This is a genomic window from Pseudoalteromonas sp. 20-92 (assembly GCF_030847595.1).
GTDB classification, from domain to species: domain Bacteria; phylum Pseudomonadota; class Gammaproteobacteria; order Enterobacterales; family Alteromonadaceae; genus Pseudoalteromonas; species Pseudoalteromonas fuliginea.
This window is the reverse complement of record NZ_JANJGQ010000019.1, coordinates 64,301-89,296: the sequence shown is the minus strand read 5'-3', so window position 1 is coordinate 89,296 and position 24,996 is coordinate 64,301. Positions and strand designations below refer to the sequence as shown.

Below are 24,996 nucleotides of genomic sequence, written 5' to 3'. Positions count from 1 at the left end.
ACTAAAGCGGGTTGCAGTATAAAAACTTTTTGGGGGCTTGTCACTACTAAAAACCTTTATTTTAACAATCAGTAAGCTAACTGCTTAAATAGTAATCTTTTATGAGGGAGTAATGTGCAAAAATGAGGAATTTAGGAGAAGGGATTCATGCAAGCCAATTAAAAGTGCCTCTTTAAGCTGCATTTAAAATTGACTTACACAACTAATAATACAAATAACACAACGTTACTTTTTAGCAATAATATAAATGGCGTGTATTAACCCTGGGAAATAACCTAGCAGTGTTAATAAAATATTTAACCAAAAATGCATACCTAAGCCTACTTGCAAAAATACACCTAGTGGCGGTAATAAAACTGACAATATTATACGAATGATATCCATAACTTAACTCCTTTAAAATTAAAAAACAAAAAGCCCAGATTCACTGGGCTTTGAGTATAGTGCATTATTCAGCAACGATAGATAATTTATCTACCACGTCGCGCACATCTTCTGCATTTTTGGCAATTTTAACCGCTAGCTGTTTTTCAGCTTCAGATTCTACAGAACCGTTTAGAGTTACAATACCGTTATCGGTATCAACATCAATGTCTGTACCACCAACTTCCGAGTCAAATAGGAAGCGTGTTGTGATTACGGTGGTGATTTTAGCGTCTGTTAGGTCGTTATCACCATCATCCATCATGTCTTTGTCTGTGTTTTTGGTATCCATGTTTTTTACAACAGTCAGGCTGTTTTCAACATCGGATACGCCATCTAGGCTAAGTACAAGTTCTTCTGCTAACTCTTTTTCAATTTCGCTATCAACTTTACCTGTAAGTACTACCTTGCCATTTTTTACATCAGTGTTAATGTCAAAGTTGTTTAGATTAGTGTTCATAAGTAGCACTGTTTCTGCCTTACCATCAATCCAAGCATCTTTACTTTCGTTTTCCCAGCTGTTTGCTTGGGCACTCATAGCCGTAGTACCAAGAACTAAAGCCGCGATAATAGATTTGTTAAATGTTTTCATAATCTTTCTCCTTTTGATTAAAGACACTTTAACTAATGCGAACTTTAGGCCAACTAAATTTAACATTTAAATTCAATGGGTTGGAAATTTAAATCAACTAATCTCATGTTATAGCCGTGTAACTATTTACAGACTCATCGGTAAAACTTTCTCACATTGTGAAAATAGCTAGATAATTGCTGTTTTGGTTAATCTATCGTTAATATAACAAAACTAAAAACAGACTGAAAAATTAAGCCTCTGATAATTATTGAAATTATATTTGGTACGCCGTTTGCTTACTCACCACCAATAGTAAATATAATAAGGAATACCCATGTCTGTAAAAGTTGAAGACCGCCCAATAGAGCAAGTACGTGAACAAGTGATAGATCAATTAATTTATAATTACAGCCATGGCGTTATTTCAGTGGATGCATTTGAAAGACGCTTAGATGAGGCTATGGATGCAAGTAGTAATGAAGCTTTGTTAATCCTAGTTGAAGACTTAACACTTAATACCGATCAGCAATATAAAGCAGAAAAACAATCGCAATTTACTCCACATTATAGTGCACAGCAAAACAGCGATGATGATTTTACGCTACGCAGCATTTTGGGTTCTAACGAGCGCAGCGGCCAATGGGTTGTGCCAAAAAATATATACTTAACCAATTTTATGGGCTCTGTAGTGCTTGATTTTACTGATGCCATTTTTACCCATCAAAATGTAACGATTCACGTTAACTGTATTTTTGGTAGCGATGAAATTTATGTACCAGAGCATGTAAATGTAGTCTCTAAAATGTTTTGTATTTTAAGCAGCCTTGAAAACAAGTCGGTATCGCTTAACAAGCGCCAAGGACCCACTATTCATATTGAAGGTAAAGCAGTAATGGGGTCGGTTGAAGTTAAAATAAAACGCACCATAAAAGAGAAGTTTATGAGCTTTGCAAACGAGCTAAAAACACAACTTGGCGTTAATAATAACCGCTCATTATAATTTATCTAGCAGCGCGTTAGAGTCGATTAACCTTTAAGGTCAGATATTGCCTTAATTAGGTGCGTTTAATTGCTGCCCGAGATTTGTAACCTAAATAACCTGAACTCTGGATAATAAATCTATCTCAAGCAACTATTTTCAGTGCTAACTGCAGTCCTAGGTAGAGCCTTTCGTTAGCCTGTGTTTGGCATTTATACGTTGTTATTACCTATTTATAGGGAATAAGCACACCACATAGGTGTGTTCTACTAAAAACCAAACACACGGCTTAAAATTCAACTTCGAAAGATAAATAAGCCTAAGTTACTGCCTGACGTTTTATTATAAATCGTTATTTCGCTCGCTTGGTATATCACTTAAATATTCTACAAACTCTACTTCAAATCCAGCCGGATCGATAAAATAAACATTTTTTCTAAATGGGTTGTCACCGCCTTGTTTATCTATTTTAAAACCAACTTGTTGCAAACGCTTTACTACTGCATCTAAATTTTGGGTAACGTAAGCAAAGTGCGCTAAACCTAATTGATGGCCTGCTAAATCTCGGTTTTCACCTTCACCATGATCGCTCATTGCAATGTATTGTGTGTCATCACCAAAATGCACCCAGCGCCTTGGTTTACCATGCCAAGTGCCCCTACCTTCACTTCGGATTGACCAATGAGGGAATACCGCTTGATAAAATTTAATCATATCCTCAATATTATTAACCACTAAATTGACATGTTCTAAATACATAATGTGTCCTTCTTGATTGAGTATGCAAACACAATAAAACCTCAAGTTAACTTTAGGTAAAGTGGTTTTTTAGATTTATTTAAATTTTATACAGCCGCAAATATATATGCAGAACAATAAAGTATAAAAAACACACAAAAGTATTTAGGGTTTATTGTTTACTTTATGGCAGAAATCGCTAAAATACGCCGGCTGAAATATATAAACGTTCTTTTACAACCCAAAGGTAACTCCATGCATCCAATGTTAAACATTGCGGTTCGCGCTGCGCGTAACGCAGGCAAAATTTTACTTCGCGCAAGTGAAGATTTATCAAAAGTTGAAGTGCAACAAAAAGGCGCTAACGACTTAGTAACTAACATTGATAAAGAAGCTGAAGCCGTAATTCGTGACACTATTTTACAATCTTACCCAACTCACTCGATTGTTGGTGAAGAGTTAGGTGAGCATAAAGGCAAGGATGATGATTACCAATGGATTGTAGATCCTATCGATGGAACAACTAATTTCATCAAAGGCATCCCTCATTACGCGGTTTCTATCGCACTTAAAGTTAAAGGTCGTTTGGACCAAGCTGTTATTTATGATCCAATTCGTGGTGAGCTTTTCACTGCTTCTCGTGGTCAAGGCACTCAGCTTAACAGCAAACGTCTTCGTGTAAGCAAAACTACCGTTCTTGCGGGCACTGTACTTGCTACTGGTTTCCCTTTCAAAAATAAAAACCACATGGATGCATACACTGAAGCGTTTAAAGCATTGTTTGTACACACTGCTGATATTCGTCGCGCAGGTTGTTCTGCACTAGATATGGCATACGTTGCAGCGGGTCGTGTTGATGGATTTTTTGAAATTGGTTTAAAACCGTGGAATTCTGCAGCGGGCGAACTAATGGTTAAAGAAGCCGGCGGTATGGTTGTAGATTTTGCTGGTGGTAATAACTATAGCCACAGCGGTAATATCATCTGTGGTTCACCAAAATTGACTCAAGCGATTATTCGTGAAATTCGCCCAGTATTAACTGAGTCGTTACTTCGCTAATTTAATGCTACTAATACTAATCTGCATAAGTATTTGAACAATTTAACGAATTAAATTTCCCTACCTAAGTAGATTGGTACAACAGTATACTAAAAAGGAGCACAGGCTCCTTTTTTTGTGTCTAAAAATAAGGGTTATCAAGCTTAAGCTCTATTGTTTTACCTTTTGTGTAAGGTAATGAATTAAGCTCTGTCGCGAAGTACTCATAAAATAGCGCATCAAATTCACCATTTTTTTGCATGATTTTAAGCCCTTTTTCAATCGCTTGAGCCAGTTCGGGTTTATTTTTTGAGACAAAATAATAAAGCCCAGTTGGATAGCTAATGTATAAATCTGGCACTATTACTAAATTCTTATCTTTTAAATCCATAAGCTCTGAATTAACTTCGATGAATGAGCGCGGAAAATAATCAATCCGCCCCTGACTTGTTAATGCAAACATCGAGTTTAAATTAGAAAGTGGCCTAACACTTAGTCCATTGTTAACTAATATCCGCATGTCAGGCCAATCATGACCTTGCACTGCAATAAGCATTGATAATTGCTCAACAGAGGTAATGCCTTTAAATTTATCTACATTTTTTGTATTCGTAAGCAGTGCTCTTTTACCAATATACCCTTTAAATAAAGGGATTTTAATTGCAATCGCCAACGACTCTCGCTCAGGGCTACTCATGCTCCAATATAAATCAAGGGCGTTCCCATCAAGTGCCATAAGATTTCGTTGTTGATGAGGGTGAACTGGCACTAAATTTATTTCAGCTGAGTAATCGGCTCTTATAAGTGCTTTTGAGAGTAATTCATTGAGGTAGTCGTCACGCGTAAAATGCGAGTGTTGATCTTGAGGGACATTAATAATATTGACTTCGCTTGCTATAGCACTACACACAAACAAGCTTACAACGCTAACCAGATACTTAAATGGCAACATAATAATCACCTACTTTGTTAAACTACCTTTTTACTATTTGCTAAACGCACCACCGCTGGTGTAGGCCTTCTTCGCTTACAGATAAAAAGATAGCTATGACGGTATCGTTTTGCCTCTTTTTTAGCATCAGTCGCTAATGCAGCTACTTGATGACTATTTTTACACTGTTGTAAATCAGGTTCAACCAAACCAATCGATAAGGTCAGTAAAGGGACAAATTGCTTTTCACCTTCGCGATTTGTAGCCCAGTATCCTTTGCTTTTAATATGCTCAGGAGTAAAAAATAGCTGTGACTGCAATTCAAACCGTTCAATAATTGTATTGCAAATTGTAACTGCATCACTTTGGTCAAACACAACCATAAAGTCATCACCGCCAATATGTCCTACAAAGTTAGCACTGTTTGTGCAAGCTTGCACTGTTACATCGGCTAATAATTTAATTACACTATCACCGCTGGCATAACCATATAAGTCATTAAATTGTTTAAAGTGATTTAGGTCTATATAAGCTAATGAAAATTTTAACTTATTACGCAGCCTTTGCTCTATAGCTTCATTTATAGCAACATTACCTGGTAGCATAGTAAGCGGATTAGCGTGCTGTGCGTGGCGAATTTTTTCTTCGGTAATATGTTTTAAAATATCTCTCAGGGGCGCTAATCCCAAGTATTTATTATTGCGTGTAATAACTATATGCCTGCGTATATCAAAATCCTGATCTGTTATTTGCTTACTTACGACATCAAGCATTTGATTCTCGTCAACGACTAATGGTTGCTTGTCCATTAATTCTGTAACTGGGCGTTTATCATAAAGTGCGTGCCCGTAGGGGGCCGCAAATACTTCCGTTAGCTGATCTTTATGAAGTAAACCAATTGGCTGGTCATCTTGATTTAATACTGGGATACTAATAATTGATTTGTCTTGCTCAAATAGCTTGTGAGCATCCTTACAGCGTGTTTCGCTATCAATTGCTGACTGAGTTAAAGCAAGATACCCTATTGCCATTGATTGCTCACAGAGCGCCTTTGCTTTAAATGTTAGTGCTTGTATTTGCTCAGAACTAAAGTCATAACTTGGTCGTAAACTGGGCCTTTCGAGTAAAAATCCCTGTACGTTACTAATACCTAAGCTCTCAACTAACGCCAGCTCCTCCGGACGCTCAATACCTTCTGCAATAACGGCTGTATTAGTTGCTTTAGCAAGTATAGTGATTGATTTTAAAAACTCTTTTTTAACGTCACTCTCATCACAAAAATCAATAAAATAGCGATCTATTTTTACAAAATCTGGACATAACTCAGACCACTGCTTTAACCCTGAGTAGCCAGCGCCTAAATCATCAATAGCAATGGTAAAACCAAGCTCTCGATAATGAGCAATTGTTTTTAAAAGTAAAAACCCATCATCAACTTTCTCTTGCTCAGTAACCTCAATCACAACTCTGTTCGCAGCTAATCCAAATTGCTCAATTAAATGCAACGTTTCGCCTTTGGGGTGACACGGATCGAGTAAAATTTTAGGGCTTACATTTAAAAAGAGCTTGCCTTGGAGGTTTAATTTTACAAAGTTTTCGATTGCTTTAGAGCGACATAATAATTCAAGTTCTGAAATTAATGCATGCTGATGAGCCACTTCAAATAACTTATTCGGCATTTCAAGTGGACTATTTTTAGGACCGCGACTGAGCGCTTCGTAACCAATAATACTTTGATTAGATATATTAAAAATAGGCTGAAATAATGTCGTTATTTCAGCATTATTTAAAATATACTCTAAAACTTTGTGTTGTACGGTCACGTCGGACTCTAATTATAATTTGATAAGAATAATAAAGTAGCAAGCCTGTATTACAATTTTATTGCACTGAAATAAACGCCACGCAATAAAAAACCGCTCAACAGAGCGGTTTTTTTAACAGTTACACAACCATTACGGCATAGCGTCTTGGTCTGCACCTTCTTTTTCAATTACTTCTGGTATTAAATCTTCTTTGCTTACGCCCATTGCAAGTGCAACAGAGCTGGCAACATAAATAGAAGAATAAGTACCAATAAACACACCAAATAACAATGCAGTTGCAAAGCCATGAATAGTTTGTCCGCCCCATGCAAACAAGGCAATCAATACTAAAATAGTGGTGATTGATGTTACAAGTGTACGGTTAAGTGTTTGGGTAAGTGAAATATCAATAATTTCAACTGTGTCGTCAATGCGTACTTTACGGAAGTTCTCACGAATACGGTCCGACACAACAATGGTATCGTTAAGTGAATAACCAATTACCGCAAGAATTGCCGCCAAGATAGTTAAATCAAACTCTAAACCTAATATAGAAAACAAACCTACAGTAATAATAACATCGTGTAATAGTGCACCTACCGCACCCACAGCGAAGCGCCATTCAAAGCGAAATGCAACATAGATTAAGATACAAATAAGTGCAGTTAACATGGCTAGGCCACCCTGCTCTTTTAAGTCTTCACCTACACTTGGGCCAACAAATTCAATGCGGCGCATTACTACGCTGCCGTCTGCTTTTTTAAGTGCGTCGATTACTTGGTTACCAATTACTTCAGCTTTTACATCGCTACCGCGTGGCGCTAAGCGAACTAAAATCTCTTGGCTTGAACCAAACAATTGTACCGAAGCATCAGCAAAGCCATTTTCAGCTAGCGCATCACGTACTTTTTTAAGGTCAGCAGGCTGTGAAAAACCAACTTCTACAGCAGTACCACCTGTAAAATCTAAACCAAAGTTTAAGCCTTTAACAAAAATTGATGCAAACGACGCTAAAATTAGTAACGTCGAAAAACCCATAGCCACTTTTCGAAGAGACATGAAACGAAGGGTTCTACTACCCAAACTTAAAATTTGCATGTCTGCCCCTTAAATCGAAAGTTTATCAATGCGTTTACCACCAACAAATAAGTTGATTACCGCACGGGTACCAACGATGGCTGTAAACATTGAAGTTAAAATACCTATCGCAAGTGTCACTGCAAAGCCCGCAATCGGACCTGTTCCCACTGCAAACAGTATAATGGCAGCAATTAATGTCGTGATGTTGGCATCAAATATAGTGCTAAATGCGCTATCGTAACCAAAATGAATCGCTTGTTGAGGGCTACGGCCATCGGCCAGCTCTTCACGAATACGTTCAAAAATAAGTACGTTAGCATCAACCGCCATGCCTACGGTTAATACAATACCGGCAATACCAGGTAGCGTAAGTGTAGCGCCCGGAATTAAAGACATAACACCTACAATTAGTACTAAATTAGCCGCAAGCGCAAGGTTTGCAACCATACCAAAACCTTTGTAGTACACAAGCATAAACACAAGTACAAACGCAAAGCCAAGTGCAACCGCAGTCATACCCGCTTCAATATTTTCTTGTCCTAAGCTTGGACCTACTGTGCGCTCTTCAACAATTTGAATTGGCGCTACAAGTGCACCAGCACGAAGTAGTAAACTTAAGTTATGCGCTTCAGCAGGGTTATCAATACCCGTAATACGGAACGAGCGATCAAGACGAGCTTGAATCGTTGCCACGTTAATAACTTCTTCAACTTTAATAGGTGGAAGTGCTTTACCGTTAGCATCTTTTTTACCTGATGGCTTGTATTCAATAAATACCGTTGCCATGCGCTTGCCAATAGCACGCTTGGTAAAGGCATTCATTTTTGCCCCACCTTTGCTATCTAACGTAATACTTACTTGCGGACGTTGGTATTCATCAGCGCCAGATTGCGCGCCCGTAATATGGCTGCCCTCTAAAATAATACGCTTTTTAAGTACAACAGGGTAACCGTCGCGGCTCATGATCATTTCAGTACCCGCTGGGATACGACCTTGGGCAGCAGCGCTAATATCGGCGTTTTCGTCTACTTCACGAAACTCAAGTGTTGCTGTCGCGCCTAAAATTTCTTTAGCGCGTGCTGTATCTTGAATACCGGGTAGTTGAACAATAATACGCTCAGCGCCTTGGCGTTGTACGTTAGGCTCTGCAACACCAATTTGGTTGATACGGTTACGAATAATCGTTTCATTTTGCTTGATAGCGTAGTCACGAATTTCTTTGAGTTTTTGCTCACTCATTGTTGCAAAAAATGCTTTATCGTTGCTGCTATCGTCAATGTAAACGTTTAGCGGGTAGCGAGTTTCTAAGAAACTTTCTGCAGCATTTTTGTCTTCTTCGGTACGCATTTCTACACGCATACGTTCAGAGCCAGCTACACGGCGAACACTACGGTAACGTAGTTTTTCTTCGCGCAGATCACTGCGAAAATCTTGTTCCATTTGCTCAAGTTGGTTATCAACCGCTGTTGCCATATCGATTTCCATGGTGAAATGAACGCCACCACTTAAATCAAGGCCTAACTTCATTGGGTTGCCACCAACCGCTTTTAACCAAGCTGGTTGAGCAGGTGCCATATTAATGGCAGAAATGTAATCATCACTAAGCGAATCACGCAGTAAATCTTGCGCTTTTAACTGCTCTTCAACATTTTTTAAACGAACTAAAATTTGTCCATCTTCAAGTATTGTCGATTTAGCGGTTACATTATTTTTTTTGAGGATTTCGTTTACTTTGTCTACAACACTGAGATCGACATCAGCACCTTTAGCACCTGAAACTTGTATAGCCGGATCGCGACCATACAAGTTTGGAGAAGCATATAAAAGGCCAATGGCTACCACAGCTAAAACAAGTAAATACTTCCAAACCGGAAACTTGTTTAACACGGGGTCGTCCTTATTATTTTTATAGCGACTTCATTGTGCCTTTTGGCAATACTGCAGATACAGATGATTTTTGTACTGTTACTTCTGCTTGCTCATTTAAAGAGATAACGATGAAATCTTTATCTTCAGAAATTTTAACTATTTTACCTACTAAGCCACCTTGAGTTAGCACTTCGTCACCTTTAGCCATCGCATTCATTAAGCTTTTGTGTTCTTTAACACGATTAGCTTGTGGGCGATAAATCAAAAAGTAAAAAACTAAACCAAAAATAGCTAACATAATTAGCATTTGCATAGTGCCGCCGCCTGCCGCTGCTGCGCCTGTACTTGCTTGTGCGTTTGAAATAAATAAACTCATGATACTTCCTCTTTAATTTTTAAAGTTTAATTTTTTATATCTGCTAGCTCTGGCACATCTTGGCCTCGGCGAGCATAAAAATCTTTTACGAATTTTTCTAATTTACCTTCGCTAATTGCATTGCGTAAACCTTCCATAACACGTTGATAGTAACGTAAATTATGAATTGTGTTTAGTCGCGCACCTAAAATTTCGTTACATTTATCAAGGTGATGCAAATAAGCTCGTGAATAATTCCCACACGTATGGCAATCACACTCTGGGTCAAGTGGCCCTGTATCTGTTTTATGCACTGCGTTACGTATTTTAACCACACCTGTGGTAATAAATAAATGACCATTACGTGCATTACGCGTTGGCATAACACAGTCAAACATATCAATGCCTCGGCGAACTGACTCAACTAAGTCCTCTGGTTTGCCTACACCCATAAGGTAACGAGGTTTGTCTTCTGGCATTTTAAACGCACAATGATCAAGAATGTTCATCATTTCGTTTTTAGGCTCGCCTACTGATAGGCCACCTAATGCATAACCGTCAAAACCAATGTCTTCAAGACCGGCTTGTGATTGTGCACGTAATTCTGGGTACATACCACCTTGAATAATACCAAACAAAGCAGATGGGTTGTCGCCATGACCTTCTTTAGAACGCTTAGCCCAACGAAGAGATAGCTCCATAGAATCTTTAGCTTCTTTTTCAGTCGCTGGATACGGCGTACATTCGTCAAATATCATTACAATATCTGAGCCTAAATCGCGTTGTACTTCCATCGATTTTTCAGGTGACATCATAATTTCATCACCATTTACAGGTGATTGAAATAATACGCCCTCTTCAGTGATTTTACGCATTGCGCCTAGGCTAAATACCTGAAAACCGCCTGAGTCAGTTAAAATAGGGAAATCCCAGTTCATAAAGTCATGTAAATCACCATGCTGCTTAATGATCTCAGTACCTGGGCGAAGCATTAAGTGGAAGGTATTACCTAAACAAATTTGTGCACCAGTCGCTTTTACTTCATCTGGCGTCATACCTTTTACAGTACCGTAAGTACCAACAGGCATAAATGCAGGTGTTTCTATTACACCACGGTCAAAAATCAAGCGGCCACGGCGCGCTTTTCCGTCAGTACGGTCTAATTCAAATTTCATATCATCCTCAATGTCAGAAAAACAGTCCAACAAGCTATAATTTAACCGCTCGATTCTACCCTTTTTGACCAGCCAATACTATTAGCTGCGGTAAATTCAATACTGATAACTTCATTCAAATAAAAAACCCCAGCAACTTAACTGGGGTTTGTAATCATTTTTACTGATAATTTAATACTTAACCTGAACCCTGGATAATAAGTCTGTCTCAAGCAACTATTTTCAGCGCTAACTGTGTTGAATTTACTTGCAATAGGGCCGGTTACTTAACTATTTACGTGTTAAAAACATCGCGTCGCCATAACTAAAAAAACGATACTGCTGTTCAATTGCCGTGTTATACGCACCCATAATGTTGTCTTGCCCGCTAAAGGCACTCACTAACATTATAAGCGTTGATTCCGGTAGGTGAAAATTAGTAACCATGGCATCCACTACATTAAACTGATAACCCGGATAAATAAATATATCTGTATCACCAAAGTAAGTGTCTAGCTTGCCACCATGTACTTTTGCTGCAGATTCTAATGAACGCACTGAGGTTGTACCAACGGCAATAACGCGCCCACCTTTCGCTTTAGTTTTTGCAACAGCCGCTACCACATCTTCTGGCACTTCAATGTATTCGGAATGCATTATATGATCGTCAACACTGTCAACACGCACTGGCTGAAAAGTACCTGCACCAACATGCAAGGTAACAAAAGCCATTTGCACGCCCTTATCCTTTAATGCAGCCATTAACTGTTTATCAAAATGTAAACCAGCAGTAGGCGCTGCCACTGCCCCTGGTTTTTCACCATAAACTGTTTGATAGCGCTCACGATCTGCCTCGTTATCAGGACGGTCGATATAAGGCGGTAATGGCATGTGTCCAATGTCGTTTAATATATCAAGTACGTTTTGACTGTGATCAAATTCAAGCTCAAATAACGTGTCATGCCGTGCAACCATTATTGCCTTGGCCTTACCTTCTAAAATAACTTCATTACCAGGCTTTAATGATTTGCTAGCACGGACATGTGCAAGCACACGATGTTCATCAAGTACGCGTTCAACTAATACTTCAACTTTACCACCTGATGCTTTTTGACCAAACATGCGTGCAGGGATTACTCTGGTATTATTAAAAACCAGTAAGTCGTTTTCATTTACCAGTTCAAGTATGTCACTAAAGACTTTGTGTTCTACACTACCACTAGGCCCATCTAGGCTAAGTAAACGACTACTCGTACGATCCGGCTTAGGAAAGCGAGCTATTAATTCATCAGGTAAGTCAAAGCTAAAATCAGCTACGCGCATAGTTAGTAATCCACATCATTTAAAATCGCGCCAAGTGTATATCTATCGCCTATCAAGCTCAAGAAATCCCCTTATATTCTGCAAAATTGAAGTACGCAAGCCTACGAATGACCATTAATTTTCTTGTTCTTCAATCAAAAAATCACTATTCTTATTCGGTTAAATAAATATGGGTTGAGAAATACGTGGTAGAGCAACTTAAATTGCTAATATTAAACGCAAGTCGTGCTGAACGCCTTACTATTCGTGCCACTTTAGAGAGCCTGAATGTTTTTGCTTTTATTGAAGTACAAGACAGCCAACAAGCTTTAAAACTATTAAAGCAACAGCCTGTTGATATTATTATCACGGGCCTCAATGTTGGTAAAATAGATGGTTGGCGCTTTTCACGGATGATCCGTTCGGGTTTATTAAAAACACCAAAGAATACGCCGATACTACTCATCCCTCCCATTTATTGTGAACGCATCGCAGAAACAACTGCGCGTAGTTATGGTATTGATGCCGTACTGCCTTTTGAGCAACAAGACATGCTGCCACAGGTTTTGGCTAATGTGCTGTCGACACATTTAGAAAAAAGTAGCCGCTTAAACCTCTTATTACTTGAGCCACTGCAAGATAAAGCCAATGATATTAGCGCACAACTAAAGCTAAACTTTGCAATTACACATACAACAACAAGCAAAGAAGCGCTAAACGCTTACTACCAGCAAAAATTTGCCATCGTACTGTTAGATGCCACAGCCGCAAGAGCTGAAACGTCGAGTGTTTTAGTAGAAGAGATTTTGCAACATAACCCAAAACAGGCAATTGTAACAATTATAGATAATGATGATGCAAATTATGCAGAGCAGCTCTTATTATCAGGTGTTACCGATTTTATTCGTGCCCCCTACGACCCTTCTTTTTTAAATAAAGTATGTGACCACGCAGCACGTCGAGAAGACTTTATGGTCAGTTATGCTGAATTTGCCAACAAAGTTGAGCAATTGAGTGTAAGTGAAGTGAAATATAAAGAGTTATTCTCAGCCCACCAACGCATTCTATTACACTTAAATACCGTGGTACTTGAACTTGATCAACTAGGTAAAATACGCTTTATAAATCCAGCTTGGGAAACACTAAGTGGTCATGGCGTAAAACCAACACTGCAAAAACCTTTAACCGCATTTTGTATTAATGAATGCCAAGAAAAATTACAAAATACGATTTGTGATATTTTAGGGGGGGGTGAAAATCAGCAACAAGTAGAAATTAAGTTACAGCACAAAAATGGCACTCAAATTTGGGTAGAATGCAGGTTTCAACTGATCAAAAATAGTCGTAATACAGCAACAATTACCGCCACAATCGACAATATTCATGAGCGAAAGCAAGCTGAATTACAGTTACGCCATTTAGCGCATCACGATCCACTTACAGGCTTACATAACCGCTATTATTTTGATCAACAACTTAATCGTATCTGCCAACCAAAGCACACTTTCGATGATATAGAACATGCTATTATTTATATCGATCTTGATCACTTTAAAATAATAAATGACAGTAAGGGCCACCATCAGGGCGATATTGTCTTAAAAGAAGTGGCTCAACTGTTTAAAGACAATATCGGTGATGAACACCTTGTTTGCCGTATTGGCGGTGACGAATTTGCTGTTATTTTAACAAACATGAACTTATTAGAAGCGCATTTAGTGGCCGAAGGTGTTTGTATCGCAATTGAACAGCATACTTTTAAATCAGAGGATCAAGTTTACACAATAAGCTGCTCTATTGGCTTAGCTCAAATAACATCTAAAAATTGCGATCCCAATGAATGCTTAAAACAAGCCGACATCGCCTTATATATAGCTAAAAATTTAGGTCGAAATTTAGTCCACTGTTATTCAAAAGAAGACTCGCAAAATAAGACATTGCAAACAGGTTTGGAATGGGGTCACGAAATCCGCCAAGCATTACAACAAGATAATATAGAGCTTCATTATCAGCCTATTTGGGACTTCAAACAAAGTAAAGTTGCTTACTTTGAAGTGCTGCTACGATTAAAGCTCAATGATAAACTTGTGTACCCCAATCAATTTATTCCATCGCTTGAAATGTTAAACGATACATTTTTGATGGATCAATGTGTTATTCGTAACACGCTTGCTTGTGTTGAAAAACACCCAGAATTAAATCAAGTCGCAATTAATCTATCAGCACAATCATTTTTAGATGAACGATTACTACCGCTTATAGAGTCAAGCTTAGAAAAATATCAAGTATCACCTACTCGTATTATTTTTGAAATTACTGAATCTGCAAGTATTAATAATCTAAAAGCAACACGTAAGATGATTGAGAAACTCAATAGCTTAGGTTGTCACTTTTCTATAGATGACTTTGGTACCGGCTTTAGTACTTTTAATTATTTAAAGCAGCTTCCCGCACAGCATGTAAAAATTGACGGCTCATTTGTACGTGACATGCTTAACGACCCCATTGATTTAGCGTTAGTAAAAGCAATTAATGATATAAGCCGGTCACTCGATAAGCGTTCTGTGGCTGAGTATGTTGAAAATAAAGATATATTTTTTGCACTAAAAGAGATTGGTGTGGATTACGGACAAGGCTACTTTATTGCACGTCCTATGGCGGTTGAAAAAGTAAAGACAGAGCTTGAAAATATTTTAAAAAATAAAGTTTTTTACCAACAATAACCTAGCTCATATTAAGCATTAATAAACAATTTTAAGCATTTCATTACTATCATTATTATCTTTTTTACCTATACTTTCCTCATCACAATACGAATGTCACGTTATTTAAAGGATTACGCTTAACAAACATGACATTACCTATTGCAAATACAGAACCCTAAATCACGGGCTGTTTTAAAATAAGGTTTGAGGAGATAAATATGACGCAATTGATTATCTTATTACTACTTATTCACTTTGTAATAGCGTATCAATGCTATCGATACGCGAGCATAAAGGGCTACCCAATTCGAGTATTTACAGTATTAGGTTGCATGCCTTATTTTAATTTAGTGGTGTGGATCTATTTATTATTTTTACCGGAGCTAGAACCTTTTGAACACCATAACCATGATCAAAAGCAGCCTCTTTAGGCTGCTTTAACATTTAAATCACTTTGTTTTATTAAACTCCAAACTACATTGGCGTTGTAAAAACACCTCAAGCTGCTGACTAAATAATTTAAAGTCGCGAATTCGTCCTGTTGTTTTACGCCACAATATACCGATATCACGGTATGCATCGCTTTGCGATGGTGTCGCTGTCATATTTTTATTATCTAAAATCCCTGCATTAATTGCCATTTGCGGTAAAAAAGTCACGCCAAGTTGATGTTCAACCATGCTAAGCAAAGTATGCAAGCTTGCTGCTTCAAATGGATTAATACAACTAGCACGATTTAAGTGACACGCACTAAGCGCATGCCCTGTCATACAATGCTCACGCTCCAGTAAGAATACACTCGCATCTGGTAGCAAATTAAAGTCCTCTACCCCCTTTGCAGGCATATATTCTTTATGATGCACTAAGCTAAAATGATCTTTTGCCAAAATTTGAGTATGAAACTTATCCGTTTCGTATGGTAAGGCTAATAGCGCTAAATCAATATGACCATGCTCGAGCTTGTCGAGTAGTTTATCGCTCGTGTCTTCTATCAATACCAGCTCTAAGTCGCAAAAAGTTTGTTTGCAAAAGTGATAGAGCGGCGCAGCAATAAAGCTCGCTATAGTCGGTATTACACCCACGGTTAACTTACCGCTGAGGGGAGTTAAAAAGCTTTTAGTCAGCTCTTTTAAGCTAATTGTATCATTAATTATTTTACGAGAACGCTCTACAACTTCTTCGCCGATGCTGGTAAACATAAGGCTACGATTTTCTCGCTCGATGAGCTGACAACCAAGTGTTTCTTCAAGGTTTTGAATCGCACTACTTAAAGTGGATTGACCTATAAAGCACGCGCTCGCGGCACGCCCAAAGTGTTGATGTTGATGAACAGCTAATAAATACTGTAGCTGTTTGATGCTTGGAAGATTGGTCATTTTTTCTTTCCACAAATAAAAAGACCCCAACACCTAGGGCGTTGAGATCTTTTCAAGCTAAAAGTCTTTAAGTACTTTTTTGTTAAACCCCAAAAGCGGTTCTTAGTACGTAGAAAATAACAATAGCAAGGGCAGCACCAACTGGCAACGTAATTACCCAAGAAACTACAATGTTTCTGATTACGCCCATATTAAGTGCTCCAATTCCACGTGCCATACCTACACCTAATACCGCGCCAACTAAGGTCTGAGTAGTAGAGATTGGCATACCAGTACCTGATGCAATAACAACCGTTGAAGCAGCAGCTAGTTCAGCAGCAAAACCACGGCTAGGCGTTAAATGTGTAATGCCTTCACCAATTGTTTTAATTACTTTTTTACCTAAAATAGCAAGACCGGCCACAATACCAAAACCACCAAGCGGTAGAATCCACCATGCAATAGCGGCTTTCTTAGCAATTTCACCATTGTTTTCAACAATGTTTACAACAGCAGCTAGTGGACCAATAGCATTAGCAACGTCATTAGAACCATGGGCGAATGCCATACAACATGCAGTTAATACCATTAATACAGCAAATGCAGTTCAACATTGTTGAACTGCATTTGCTTATCCGCTTGAGGATCAATCTTCAAACGAGAAATAGCAATTTTACCAATAATACCCACAATAACCGCAATAGCGATAGAAAGTGCATAGCCTTCAACAGCACCTAAATCTATGCCAACATGCTTTAAGCCTTTTTTAATTGTAACTAAAGCCATAATAAAGCCCGCTAGACCCATATAAAGCGGTACATAACGTTTAGCATTTTTAAGTGGAGCGTCTGTATCAAAAATAAGCTTTTGCGCACTCATAAATATTAAGTATGCAATAAAGCCTGATATAGCCGGTGTTATAATCCAACTACCAACAATACCACCTACTTTATCCCATTGGATTGCCTCAGTACCAACAGCAACTAACGCAAAACCAATGATTGCGCCAATGATTGAGTGAGTAGTTGATACCGGCCAACCTAGGAACGAAGCCATTAATAGCCATGTTCCGGCTGCAAATAAAGAAGCAATCATGCCCAGAACCATAAGCTCAGGAATATCTGCAAATGGTGCTGCATCAATAATTCCTTTACGGATTGTTGATGTAACCTCACCACCTGCTAAGTAAGCACCTGCAAATTCAAAAATCATCGCAATAAAAATTGCTTGTTTGATTGTAAGCGCTTTAGAACCTACTGAAGTACCCATAGCATTAGCAACGTCATTCGCGCCAATACCATAAGCCATAAAAAAGCCGACTGCTGCGGCAATTAAAATTAATACCGTGCCGTAAGATGCAATGATATCCATTGTGTAACCTTAATCTTTCGTAATTGAACTGATTTTAAATTAACGAGCTAACATCAGCTCAAGACGTGATCCTACGCGCTCTGCAATATCTGCAAGCTCGCCAACCCACTCAATGATTTTGTATAAAAACATTACATCAATTGGATTTAGCTCACCTTCTACAACTCGCAGTTGGCGACGTACTTTTATTTGCATTTCATCCGTGTCTTGTTCTATCGCATCCAATTCTACTAGCATTTTTTCTACTAAGGTCACTTCGCGACCTTTAAAACCAGTTTCTAGCAATTCTTCTAACTCATTAATTGCTTTAGATGCTTGTTTAGTTGCATCTACACAACGAGTTAAATAAGCAAGAAAATCAACTTGCATAACTTTAGGAATGGTCATTTCACGACCAATCACACGTCCAGCAATGTCTTTCGCTTTATTAGCAATTTTGTCTTGTTGGGTTACTAATTCGAGCAGATCTGTACGCTCTACCGGCATGAATAATCCACGCGGTAGCTGTAAACGTATATCTCTTTTCATATCATCGGCTTCACGCTCTAAATTACGAATAGTGATACGAAGCTCTTCTGCTTGTACCCACTCTTCTTTAAATACGTGATTAAAAAAAGGTATCAAAGCTTTACTTGCTTGATGAACCTTCTTGATGTGTTCTTCCATAGGTTTGATAGGAGATTTTGCAAATACTCCTAAAAACGCGTTTGTAGGCATAACTGACCCTTTAATCAAATTGATATGCTTTGCAGCATGAATTTTACAGCATTCACAACGATTGTGAATGCTTTTTATTGCTTCACTTGTGCTAACAATGCACAAAGCGACACAAGGCCGCTTTAATACAAAAGAATGAAATAATTAAATTTATAGAGATTTTTCTATATCTTCTTGAGATGTATGACGAATATCTTTGCCATTTACGAAATATATAATGTATTCCGCAATATTTTGGCAACGATCTCCGATACGCTCAAGCGAACGCACAGACCACACTAAGTCCATAATTTTCGGGATTGAGCGAGGATCTTCCATCATATAGGTCATTATTTGACGTGTAATGGCTTCATACTCTCTATCTACCTTTGCATCTTCTTTGTGAACCTGAAATGCACGTTGTACATCCATACGCGCAAACGCATCAAGCACATCATGAAGCATTTTTAATACTTGGCGACCCATATTTTCAATATTAACTAATAAATCTTGCTGATCTTTAGTAAATGAATCCAATGCCACTTTTGCAATGCGCTTTGCTTCATCGCCAATACGCTCTAAATCAGCAATCGTTTTTGCAATTGCAATTACTAACCGTAAATCACTGGCTGCTGGCTGACGACGAGCAATAATGCGAGTGTACTCTTCGTCAATGTTCACTTCCATAGCATTTACTTTGTAATCGTTCTGACGCACCTTTTGAGCAAGCTCTGCATCGTTACGACTAACGGCGTCAAGTGCGCTGCTTAGTTGTTGTTCAACGAGGCCGCCCATGCTTAATACATGGTTGCGTACATTTTCTAGCTCTTGATTAAACCGGCCAGAAATATGCTTATTAATATTATGTTCCATAATTGCCTTCTCTCTTAATCTTATACAACACGTTATAACGGGCTAATTAACCGTAACGACCGGTAATGTAGTCTTCGGTCTTTTTCTTAGTTGGTGTTGTAAATAAGGTATTTGTATCTGAATACTCAATCAATTCACCCATATACATAAAGGCTGTTTGATCAGACACTCGCGCTGCTTGTTGCATGTTATGTGTAACAATAACAACGGTAAATTTGTTTTTTAAATCGTTAATAAGCTCTTCAATTACCAACGTTGAAATTGGATCAAGCGCTGATGTAGGCTCATCTAATAGTAACACTTCTGGCTCAATCGCAATTGAACGAGCAATAACTAAACGTTGCTGCTGACCACCCGACAAACCAAACGCACTATCGTGTAATCTGTCTTTTACTTCATCCCACAATGCTGCACCACGAAGCGACTGCTCTACTACTTCGTCTAATTTACGTTTCTCTTTAATACCTTGTAAGCGTAGTCCATATACCACATTCTCATAAATAGATTTAGGAAATGGGTTCGGACGCTGAAATACCATGCCTACGTTACGGCGAAGTGCGGCTACATCAACACTTTTATCATATATATTTTGCCCATGAAGTAATATCTCACCTTCAATTCGGCAAATATCAACCAAATCATTCATGCGGTTGATACAGCGCAGCAATGTTGATTTACCGCAACCCGATGGGCCGATAAACGCGGTTACTTGACCTTTAGGAATGTTCATATTCACTTTATTAAGTGCTTGCTTATCACCGTAGTAAAGATCGAGATTTTTAATCTCTAACGCTTTTTGATCGTCAGTTAAGTTTTCTAAATCTAACTTCAAGCCTAAATTTGCTTGGTTTACTTGTGGAGCGACTGTAATCATGTTTGTTACCTATAAAATCTTTACAAATTAGTGTTCAAGCGATCTGAATTTTTCACGTAAATGATTACGTATACCAATAGCCGTTATGTTAAGCGTAATAATCACCGACACTAATAAAAAGGCCGTTGCGTATACCAGCGGACGCGCCGCTTCAACATTAGGACTTTGGAAGCCAACATCGTAAATATGAAAACCTAAATGCATGAACTTTCTATCTAAGTGAAAGTACGGGAAGTTGCCATCCAGTGGTAATGTAGGTGCCATTTTCACAACGCCCACCAACATTAGTGGTGCAACTTCACCTGCTGCACGTGCAACTGCCAATATTAAACCGGTCATAATTGCAGGACTTGCCATTGGAATTACTATACGCCATAACGTTTCAACTTTTGTTGCGCCAAGTGCGAGTGAACCATCGCGCACAGTGCTAGGAATACGAGATAAACCCTCTTCAGTCGATACAATAACAACAGGCAAAGTCAGTATAGCGAGCGTTAACGCCGACCACATTACACCAGGTGTACCAAATACTGGGGTTGGTGATGCTTCTGGATAAAATAATTGGTCTAAGCTGCCACCTAACATGTATACAAAAAAGCCAAGGCCAAATACACCGTATACAATTGAAGGAACACCCGCTAAGTTAATCACCGCGATGCGAATCATTTTAGTGATAGCATTTTTAGCGGCATACTCGTGCAAATAAATTGCAGCAACAACACCAAACGGCGTCACGATTACAGCCATCAACATAACCATAAACACTGTACCAAATATAGCAGGAAAAACGCCGCCTTCGGTATTTGCTTCACGTGGGTCATCAGATACAAACTTACCTAACTGTACAAAGTAGTGCCCTAACTTTGCAAAAAAGCCCATGTCGTTTGGAAACCAAACATCGAGTACTTGGTACATAGGAATAGTAACAATTTCACCGCGCATATCTTTTACGGTTACGTAGTCACGTTTAGCTTGCTTACGTAGTGCAAATAAATCTTTTTCAAGTACACCATACTCTGCACGTAATTCAGCACGTGCTTGAGCAAGCTCAGCAACACGTTCATCAGTTAATGCGTTATCGAGTAAGTAGCCCTTTTCTTTTAAACGAAGACGCTCAAGCTCGTAGTTAATATGGCCTATATCGCCATTTTGTAAATCGAGTGCCTCATCGTTTAAATCAACAGCACGCTCAACAAGCTCATGTAGTATTTCTACTTTATCGCCAGCCACCGGCTTGCCATCTTTAATTACATTTTCTACATAGCCATAAAAGTTACCGTTTTTGCTACGTTCGAATACTGCAAGTGCCGCTGGCGTTGATTTATCTTTTATGTCAGTTTCCAGTATCCAACGAAAATCTAAATCTACGTATTCCCGATTACCCGTTTTTATCAGTAAACGTTCAAACTCTTCTTTATCGAATGCAGATACATCAATACCCGTTGCCGTCAAACGTTCTTTAGGAACAAGTTCACGATCGTAAATTTCACCTATTACGGTTTGTTTTGCAATTGACCCTTCAAGTTCAAACTGTACAACTTGAGAAGGCCAAAAAAAACTTAATCCCTTCCAGGCTATCATTGCTAGGATACCTAGCACTGAAATTAAACTGATGCTCACTGCACCACCGGTCATCCAAATCCAAGGAGAACCAGACCTAAACCACTGCTTTATCATGTCGTGTCTCTCCACTTACATTGAGCTGTATTTTTCACGTAGTTGCTGACGAACAAACTCAGCCACTGTGTTAAAAATGAAGGTGAATATGAATAGTACAAAAGCGGCTAAAAACAAAATTCTATAATGTGAACTACCCACTTCTGACTCTGGCATTTCCACCGCAATATTTGCAGCAAGAGTACGCATGCCTTGGAAAATACTCCAATCCATAATAGGTGTATTACCTGTCGCCATTAATACAATCATTGTTTCGCCAACTGCACGGCCTAACCCCATCATTACTGCTGAAAAAATACCTGGGCTGGCTGTTAGTAATACAACACGCACAAGCGTTTGCCACTGAGTAGCTCCCAGAGCTAATGAACCGTTTGATAAATGTTTTGGCACACTAAATACCGCATCTTCAGCAATCGAAAATATAGTAGGAATAACCGCAAACCCCATCGCAATACCAACAACTAACGAGTTTCGCTGATCGAACGTCATGCCTAATTCATTCGTTAAATATTGACGAACATTGCCATCAAACATCCACAGTTCAATTGTTTCGCTCATTGCGAACGAAAACCAGCCAATAAGTAACACAACCGGAATAAGGATGATTGAATGAGAACCTTCTGGTATTTTATGGCGAATGCTTGCTGGCAACTTTGTCCAGCCTAATGCCGTACCTAAAATGCCCAATGGTAGTAATACTAATAACCCAACAATGGCTGGCAAATGCTCTTCAATTAAAGGAGCCAACCAAAGGCCAGCTAAAAAGCCTAAAATAACCGTGGGTAATGCTTCCATTATTTCTACGGTTGGTTTCACTACCTTACGAAGCTCACTCGACATAAAGTAGGCAGTATAAATAGCTGCAGAAAGTGCAATAGGTACCGCAAATAACATGGCATAAAATGCCGCCTTTATTGTGCCAAACGAAATAGGTACGAGTGAAAACTTAGATTCAAAGTCATCACTTGCTGATGTTGACTGCCAAATATAACCCGGCTCAGGGTAGCCTTCGTACCATACTTCTTCCCATAGCGCAGACCAGGTTACCTCAGGGTGTTCGTTATGTATTTCAAGTACCGTAAGTTTATTGTCAGCTAAAATTAATGCGGCGTTAGAGCGTGGTGCAATAGCAAAGTCTTTAATAGCACCTTCACTCACCTTGCCTTGCCATAATTTGGCTTCGCTTGTTGTATAGTACACACCAAGTTCGCCATTACTGCTGGTAGTAAAAAAAGTTCGGCGATAAAACTCTGTAAATATATTTAACTTACTTTGTTTACTTGTTTCAAATGAGCGGATTTTTTGATATTCACGACCAGTCTCAGTATTTACTTCAAACCATTGTGAAACCTCACCATTATCATTAGCAAGCATCAATGAGTTAGCACCGGCAAGTAATTGTGCAGATACTATATTTGCATTTTCTTCATTTGCCGAAAGTAATTGAATTAGCTCAATGTCGCTTGAATCGCGTGTATCGTATACATAAATTTGATTAGCTGAACGAATAAAAGTACGCGTTGTATCAGGTGAAATTAAAAGCTCATCGACGCGCCCTTCAATGTTCAACTCAGTACGTTCAACAACCCATTCTACCTCGCCAGTAAACATGTTTTCTTCAGCTACAAAGCTACTAAACAAAACACGTTTGTCAGCTGTTAATGCCACAACAGCTGTTTTATCTTCATAATGACTAAATGCAAAACGCGATATAGCAGCGCCTTCTTCATCTACTTCTAGCGCCATTTCGCCAAGTGGGTAATCAACTCGCGGCGTTAATTTACGTTCATTATTTGGAAACGTGACTAAAAATTTAGGTGCAACAATCACCACCGAACCGTTTTGTAAGCCATAGGCATATTGCCCCTGAAACGGTGCGCTGGTCGCAAAGCTACTCACTTCACTTGGTAGTTCTACATCAAGTGTTTTAAGTTTTTTACCAAAACTAGCTTTTTCTACATTGTAAAAATCTACATTGCCTTGCTTGCTAAGTAAAAAAGCAACTTCTGTTTGCTCTTCAACACCTAAACCAACAATTTGATCTGCATTGGCAACATTGAAACTGTCGCGCTTTTCAACTTTTGCTGATTCAAAAATCGGTTGTACTACATAAAGGAGGTAGAAAAAAATTAATAGCAGCGCTATTAATACCATTACTCCACCTGCGGTTATGCCAAACTTGGCAAACCGATCTTTAAATAGACGGCTTCGATCCGTATTAAAAGTCGGCTTATTCGGATTGGAAGTCATCAAAACACCCTTAAATCTTAACGTTGCATAAATTATATTTCATCAAGATGACAGTATTGTTACAGCGGTAACAATAAACCTTTTTAGCCAGCTAATAATAAGGTGGTTTAATTCATTGCATATTTTGCATTAAACGAATAGTTTATAAGTGAACTTAATTATAAATTTATTGGACAAAGTATTTATCGAGGTCAATACTGAAAGGCGCCTAATAAATAACAATAGCAATGAGCTAAGCACTTAGTGCACATTGCTAGACGCGCACAACTCTAGGGTTTGAACCTATCGTTTATAAAACAACCCATAATATTTAGATTTAAGTTAGATAAACACTTAATGCCTATGCATTTACCTTCTTTGGGCTTAAAAAAGAGAATTATTTATGAAGCAGTTGGTTATAACAATTTTAGGGAAAGATCGCCCTGGCTTAGTAGAAAGCATCTCAACCATTATTTTAAAAAATAACGGTAATTGGCTCAGCAGTAACTTAAGTCATTTGCTTGGTCACTTTGCGGGGATCATACAGCTAGAGGTCGCTGAAGAGCATTTACAATCACTTCAAAATGCATTAAACGCATTGCCTAAGCTTGATGTACGTATTGAAACCGGCAATACAGAAATAGAACATGTTGAACTTGAACAGCTAAACTTTGTGATTACAGGAAACGATCGCCCTGGAATAGTACAAGAACTTGCCAGTGTTATTCGCCATAAGGGCGCTAACATTACCCATTTAAACTCAAGGCAACAGAGCGCCCCAAACTGGGGAGTCCCTATTTTTAGCGCCGTAGCTACCATAACGTTACCTAATGGAATGAATAAAGATGAAGTAATTGATGCTCTCGAATCGATAACTAGCGATTTGATTGTTGATGTTGAAGACATTTAACCTTCCTTAATGCGTGTCATAAACCTGACACGCATGTCATTTTAATGTCATGAACTTG

General features: G+C 38.6%; 21 protein-coding genes and 1 pseudogene. 5 read left to right on the top strand and 17 right to left on the bottom strand.

Going from position 1 to position 24,996, the window contains the following annotated elements; all coding sequences use genetic code 11:
* Nucleotides 1-225 precede the first annotated feature (225 nt).
* Entirely contained in the window at nucleotides 226-384 is a 159-nt protein-coding gene (locus NRL14_RS15260; RefSeq protein WP_002957822.1) for a YqaE/Pmp3 family membrane protein, read from the bottom strand.
* A gap of 64 nt (nucleotides 385-448) precedes the next feature.
* Nucleotides 449-1,015, bottom strand: a complete 567-nt coding sequence (locus NRL14_RS15255; protein ID WP_007376001.1) for a BON domain-containing protein — start codon at nucleotides 1,013-1,015, stop codon at nucleotides 449-451.
* Between the two features lie 316 nt (nucleotides 1,016-1,331).
* Here NRL14_RS15255 and NRL14_RS15250 point away from each other — a divergent pair, with 316 nt between their 5' ends.
* Entirely contained in the window at nucleotides 1,332-1,997 is a 666-nt protein-coding gene (locus tag NRL14_RS15250) for a LiaF domain-containing protein (protein ID WP_033030818.1), read from the top strand.
* 321 nt (nucleotides 1,998-2,318) lie between these two features.
* On the opposite strand, the gene NRL14_RS15245 is transcribed toward NRL14_RS15250, so the two are convergent.
* The gene (locus NRL14_RS15245; protein ID WP_008138897.1) at nucleotides 2,319-2,735 is read right to left on the bottom strand and encodes a VOC family protein; all 417 of its coding nucleotides are present in this window, start codon (nucleotides 2,733-2,735) and stop codon (nucleotides 2,319-2,321) included.
* Between the two features lie 234 nt (nucleotides 2,736-2,969).
* On the opposite strand from NRL14_RS15245, the gene suhB reads away from it, so the two are divergent.
* Nucleotides 2,970-3,773: an inositol-1-monophosphatase gene (gene suhB / locus NRL14_RS15240; RefSeq protein WP_007375998.1), complete on the top strand. Its 804-nt coding sequence runs from the start codon at nucleotides 2,970-2,972 to the stop codon at nucleotides 3,771-3,773.
* Nucleotides 3,774-3,894: 121 nt separating this feature from the next.
* Here suhB and NRL14_RS15235 read toward each other — a convergent pair whose 3' ends face one another.
* The 7 genes from NRL14_RS15235 to queA all read right to left on the bottom strand — a co-directional run bounded on the left by NRL14_RS15235 (nucleotide 3,895) and on the right by queA (nucleotide 12,269).
* Nucleotides 3,895-4,704: an ABC transporter substrate-binding protein gene (locus NRL14_RS15235; RefSeq protein ID WP_007375997.1), complete on the bottom strand. Its 810-nt coding sequence runs from the start codon at nucleotides 4,702-4,704 to the stop codon at nucleotides 3,895-3,897.
* 17 nt (nucleotides 4,705-4,721) lie between these two features.
* A complete protein-coding gene (locus NRL14_RS15230) occupies nucleotides 4,722-6,506 on the bottom strand; it encodes a GGDEF domain-containing protein (RefSeq protein ID WP_306725045.1) in 1,785 nt (594 codons plus the stop codon).
* A 132-nt stretch (nucleotides 6,507-6,638) separates the two neighbouring features.
* Nucleotides 6,639-7,586, bottom strand: a complete 948-nt coding sequence (gene secF / locus NRL14_RS15225) for a protein translocase subunit SecF (protein WP_008138894.1) — start codon at nucleotides 7,584-7,586, stop codon at nucleotides 6,639-6,641.
* A gap of 9 nt (nucleotides 7,587-7,595) precedes the next feature.
* A complete protein-coding gene (gene secD / locus NRL14_RS15220) occupies nucleotides 7,596-9,455 on the bottom strand; it encodes a protein translocase subunit SecD (protein ID WP_306725044.1) in 1,860 nt (619 codons plus the stop codon).
* Between the two features lie 19 nt (nucleotides 9,456-9,474).
* Nucleotides 9,475-9,813 (bottom strand): preprotein translocase subunit YajC, encoded by a 339-nt coding sequence (yajC, locus tag NRL14_RS15215; protein ID WP_007375993.1) that lies wholly within the window; start codon nucleotides 9,811-9,813, stop codon nucleotides 9,475-9,477.
* 26 nt (nucleotides 9,814-9,839) lie between these two features.
* Nucleotides 9,840-10,967 (bottom strand): tRNA guanosine(34) transglycosylase Tgt, encoded by a 1,128-nt coding sequence (tgt, locus tag NRL14_RS15210; protein ID WP_306725043.1) that lies wholly within the window; start codon nucleotides 10,965-10,967, stop codon nucleotides 9,840-9,842.
* Nucleotides 10,968-11,237: 270 nt separating this feature from the next.
* Nucleotides 11,238-12,269 carry a tRNA preQ1(34) S-adenosylmethionine ribosyltransferase-isomerase QueA gene (gene queA, locus NRL14_RS15205; RefSeq protein ID WP_007375991.1) on the bottom strand — a complete coding sequence of 344 codons (1,032 nt, stop codon included), beginning with the start codon at nucleotides 12,267-12,269 and terminating at the stop codon, nucleotides 11,238-11,240.
* A 185-nt stretch (nucleotides 12,270-12,454) separates the two neighbouring features.
* Here queA and NRL14_RS15200 point away from each other — a divergent pair, with 185 nt between their 5' ends.
* Both NRL14_RS15200 and NRL14_RS15195 read left to right on the top strand, forming a co-directional pair.
* Nucleotides 12,455-14,971 (top strand): EAL domain-containing protein, encoded by a 2,517-nt coding sequence (locus tag NRL14_RS15200; protein ID WP_007375990.1) that lies wholly within the window; start codon nucleotides 12,455-12,457, stop codon nucleotides 14,969-14,971.
* A 200-nt stretch (nucleotides 14,972-15,171) separates the two neighbouring features.
* The gene (locus NRL14_RS15195) at nucleotides 15,172-15,384 is read left to right on the top strand and encodes a hypothetical protein (RefSeq protein ID WP_306725042.1); all 213 of its coding nucleotides are present in this window, start codon (nucleotides 15,172-15,174) and stop codon (nucleotides 15,382-15,384) included.
* A gap of 18 nt (nucleotides 15,385-15,402) precedes the next feature.
* On the opposite strand, the gene NRL14_RS15190 is transcribed toward NRL14_RS15195, so the two are convergent.
* The 7 genes and pseudogenes from NRL14_RS15190 to NRL14_RS15160 form a co-directional block, all read right to left on the bottom strand.
* The gene (locus NRL14_RS15190; protein ID WP_007375988.1) at nucleotides 15,403-16,329 is read right to left on the bottom strand and encodes a hydrogen peroxide-inducible genes activator; all 927 of its coding nucleotides are present in this window, start codon (nucleotides 16,327-16,329) and stop codon (nucleotides 15,403-15,405) included.
* 82 nt (nucleotides 16,330-16,411) lie between these two features.
* Nucleotides 16,412-17,679 (bottom strand): annotated as a pseudogene (locus tag NRL14_RS15185) (inorganic phosphate transporter).
* A gap of 39 nt (nucleotides 17,680-17,718) precedes the next feature.
* A complete protein-coding gene (locus NRL14_RS15180) occupies nucleotides 17,719-18,396 on the bottom strand; it encodes a TIGR00153 family protein (RefSeq protein ID WP_007375986.1) in 678 nt (225 codons plus the stop codon).
* A gap of 150 nt (nucleotides 18,397-18,546) precedes the next feature.
* A complete protein-coding gene (gene phoU, locus NRL14_RS15175) occupies nucleotides 18,547-19,248 on the bottom strand; it encodes a phosphate signaling complex protein PhoU (RefSeq protein WP_306725041.1) in 702 nt (233 codons plus the stop codon).
* Nucleotides 19,249-19,294: 46 nt separating this feature from the next.
* Nucleotides 19,295-20,122, bottom strand: a complete 828-nt coding sequence (gene pstB, locus NRL14_RS15170; protein WP_007375984.1) for a phosphate ABC transporter ATP-binding protein PstB — start codon at nucleotides 20,120-20,122, stop codon at nucleotides 19,295-19,297.
* 27 nt (nucleotides 20,123-20,149) lie between these two features.
* Nucleotides 20,150-21,799, bottom strand: coding sequence for a phosphate ABC transporter permease PstA (gene pstA, locus NRL14_RS15165; RefSeq protein ID WP_033032120.1), 1,650 nt, complete (start codon nucleotides 21,797-21,799; stop codon nucleotides 20,150-20,152).
* A 15-nt stretch (nucleotides 21,800-21,814) separates the two neighbouring features.
* A complete protein-coding gene (locus NRL14_RS15160; RefSeq protein ID WP_149613988.1) occupies nucleotides 21,815-24,049 on the bottom strand; it encodes an ABC transporter permease subunit in 2,235 nt (744 codons plus the stop codon).
* A gap of 382 nt (nucleotides 24,050-24,431) precedes the next feature.
* On the opposite strand from NRL14_RS15160, the gene NRL14_RS15155 reads away from it, so the two are divergent.
* Complete coding sequence (locus tag NRL14_RS15155; protein ID WP_306725040.1) at nucleotides 24,432-24,938, top strand: glycine cleavage system protein R; 507 nt, start codon at nucleotides 24,432-24,434, stop codon at nucleotides 24,936-24,938.
* Nucleotides 24,939-24,996 lie beyond the last annotated feature (58 nt).

What these genes read in the sequence shown, in the direction of transcription:
- NRL14_RS15260 (WP_002957822.1), bottom strand. Translation starts at nt 384, where the DNA reads ATGGATATCATTCGTATAATATTGTCAGTTTTATTACCGCCACTAGGT.
- NRL14_RS15255 (WP_007376001.1), bottom strand. Translation starts at nt 1,015, where the DNA reads ATGAAAACATTTAACAAATCTATTATCGCGGCTTTAGTTCTTGGTACT.
- NRL14_RS15250 (WP_033030818.1), top strand. Translation starts at nt 1,332, where the DNA reads ATGTCTGTAAAAGTTGAAGACCGCCCAATAGAGCAAGTACGTGAACAA.
- NRL14_RS15245 (WP_008138897.1), bottom strand. Translation starts at nt 2,735, where the DNA reads ATGTATTTAGAACATGTCAATTTAGTGGTTAATAATATTGAGGATATG.
- suhB (WP_007375998.1), top strand. Translation starts at nt 2,970, where the DNA reads ATGCATCCAATGTTAAACATTGCGGTTCGCGCTGCGCGTAACGCAGGC.
- NRL14_RS15235 (WP_007375997.1), bottom strand. Translation starts at nt 4,704, where the DNA reads ATGTTGCCATTTAAGTATCTGGTTAGCGTTGTAAGCTTGTTTGTGTGT.
- secF (WP_008138894.1), bottom strand. Translation starts at nt 7,586, where the DNA reads ATGCAAATTTTAAGTTTGGGTAGTAGAACCCTTCGTTTCATGTCTCTT.
- yajC (WP_007375993.1), bottom strand. Translation starts at nt 9,813, where the DNA reads ATGAGTTTATTTATTTCAAACGCACAAGCAAGTACAGGCGCAGCAGCG.
- tgt (WP_306725043.1), bottom strand. Translation starts at nt 10,967, where the DNA reads ATGAAATTTGAATTAGACCGTACTGACGGAAAAGCGCGCCGTGGCCGC.
- queA (WP_007375991.1), bottom strand. Translation starts at nt 12,269, where the DNA reads ATGCGCGTAGCTGATTTTAGCTTTGACTTACCTGATGAATTAATAGCT.
- NRL14_RS15195 (WP_306725042.1), top strand. Translation starts at nt 15,172, where the DNA reads ATGACGCAATTGATTATCTTATTACTACTTATTCACTTTGTAATAGCG.
- NRL14_RS15190 (WP_007375988.1), bottom strand. Translation starts at nt 16,329, where the DNA reads ATGACCAATCTTCCAAGCATCAAACAGCTACAGTATTTATTAGCTGTT.
- NRL14_RS15180 (WP_007375986.1), bottom strand. Translation starts at nt 18,396, where the DNA reads ATGCCTACAAACGCGTTTTTAGGAGTATTTGCAAAATCTCCTATCAAA.
- phoU (WP_306725041.1), bottom strand. Translation starts at nt 19,248, where the DNA reads ATGGAACATAATATTAATAAGCATATTTCTGGCCGGTTTAATCAAGAG.
- pstB (WP_007375984.1), bottom strand. Translation starts at nt 20,122, where the DNA reads ATGATTACAGTCGCTCCACAAGTAAACCAAGCAAATTTAGGCTTGAAG.
- pstA (WP_033032120.1), bottom strand. Translation starts at nt 21,799, where the DNA reads ATGATAAAGCAGTGGTTTAGGTCTGGTTCTCCTTGGATTTGGATGACC.
- NRL14_RS15160 (WP_149613988.1), bottom strand. Translation starts at nt 24,049, where the DNA reads ATGACTTCCAATCCGAATAAGCCGACTTTTAATACGGATCGAAGCCGT.
- NRL14_RS15155 (WP_306725040.1), top strand. Translation starts at nt 24,432, where the DNA reads ATGAAGCAGTTGGTTATAACAATTTTAGGGAAAGATCGCCCTGGCTTA.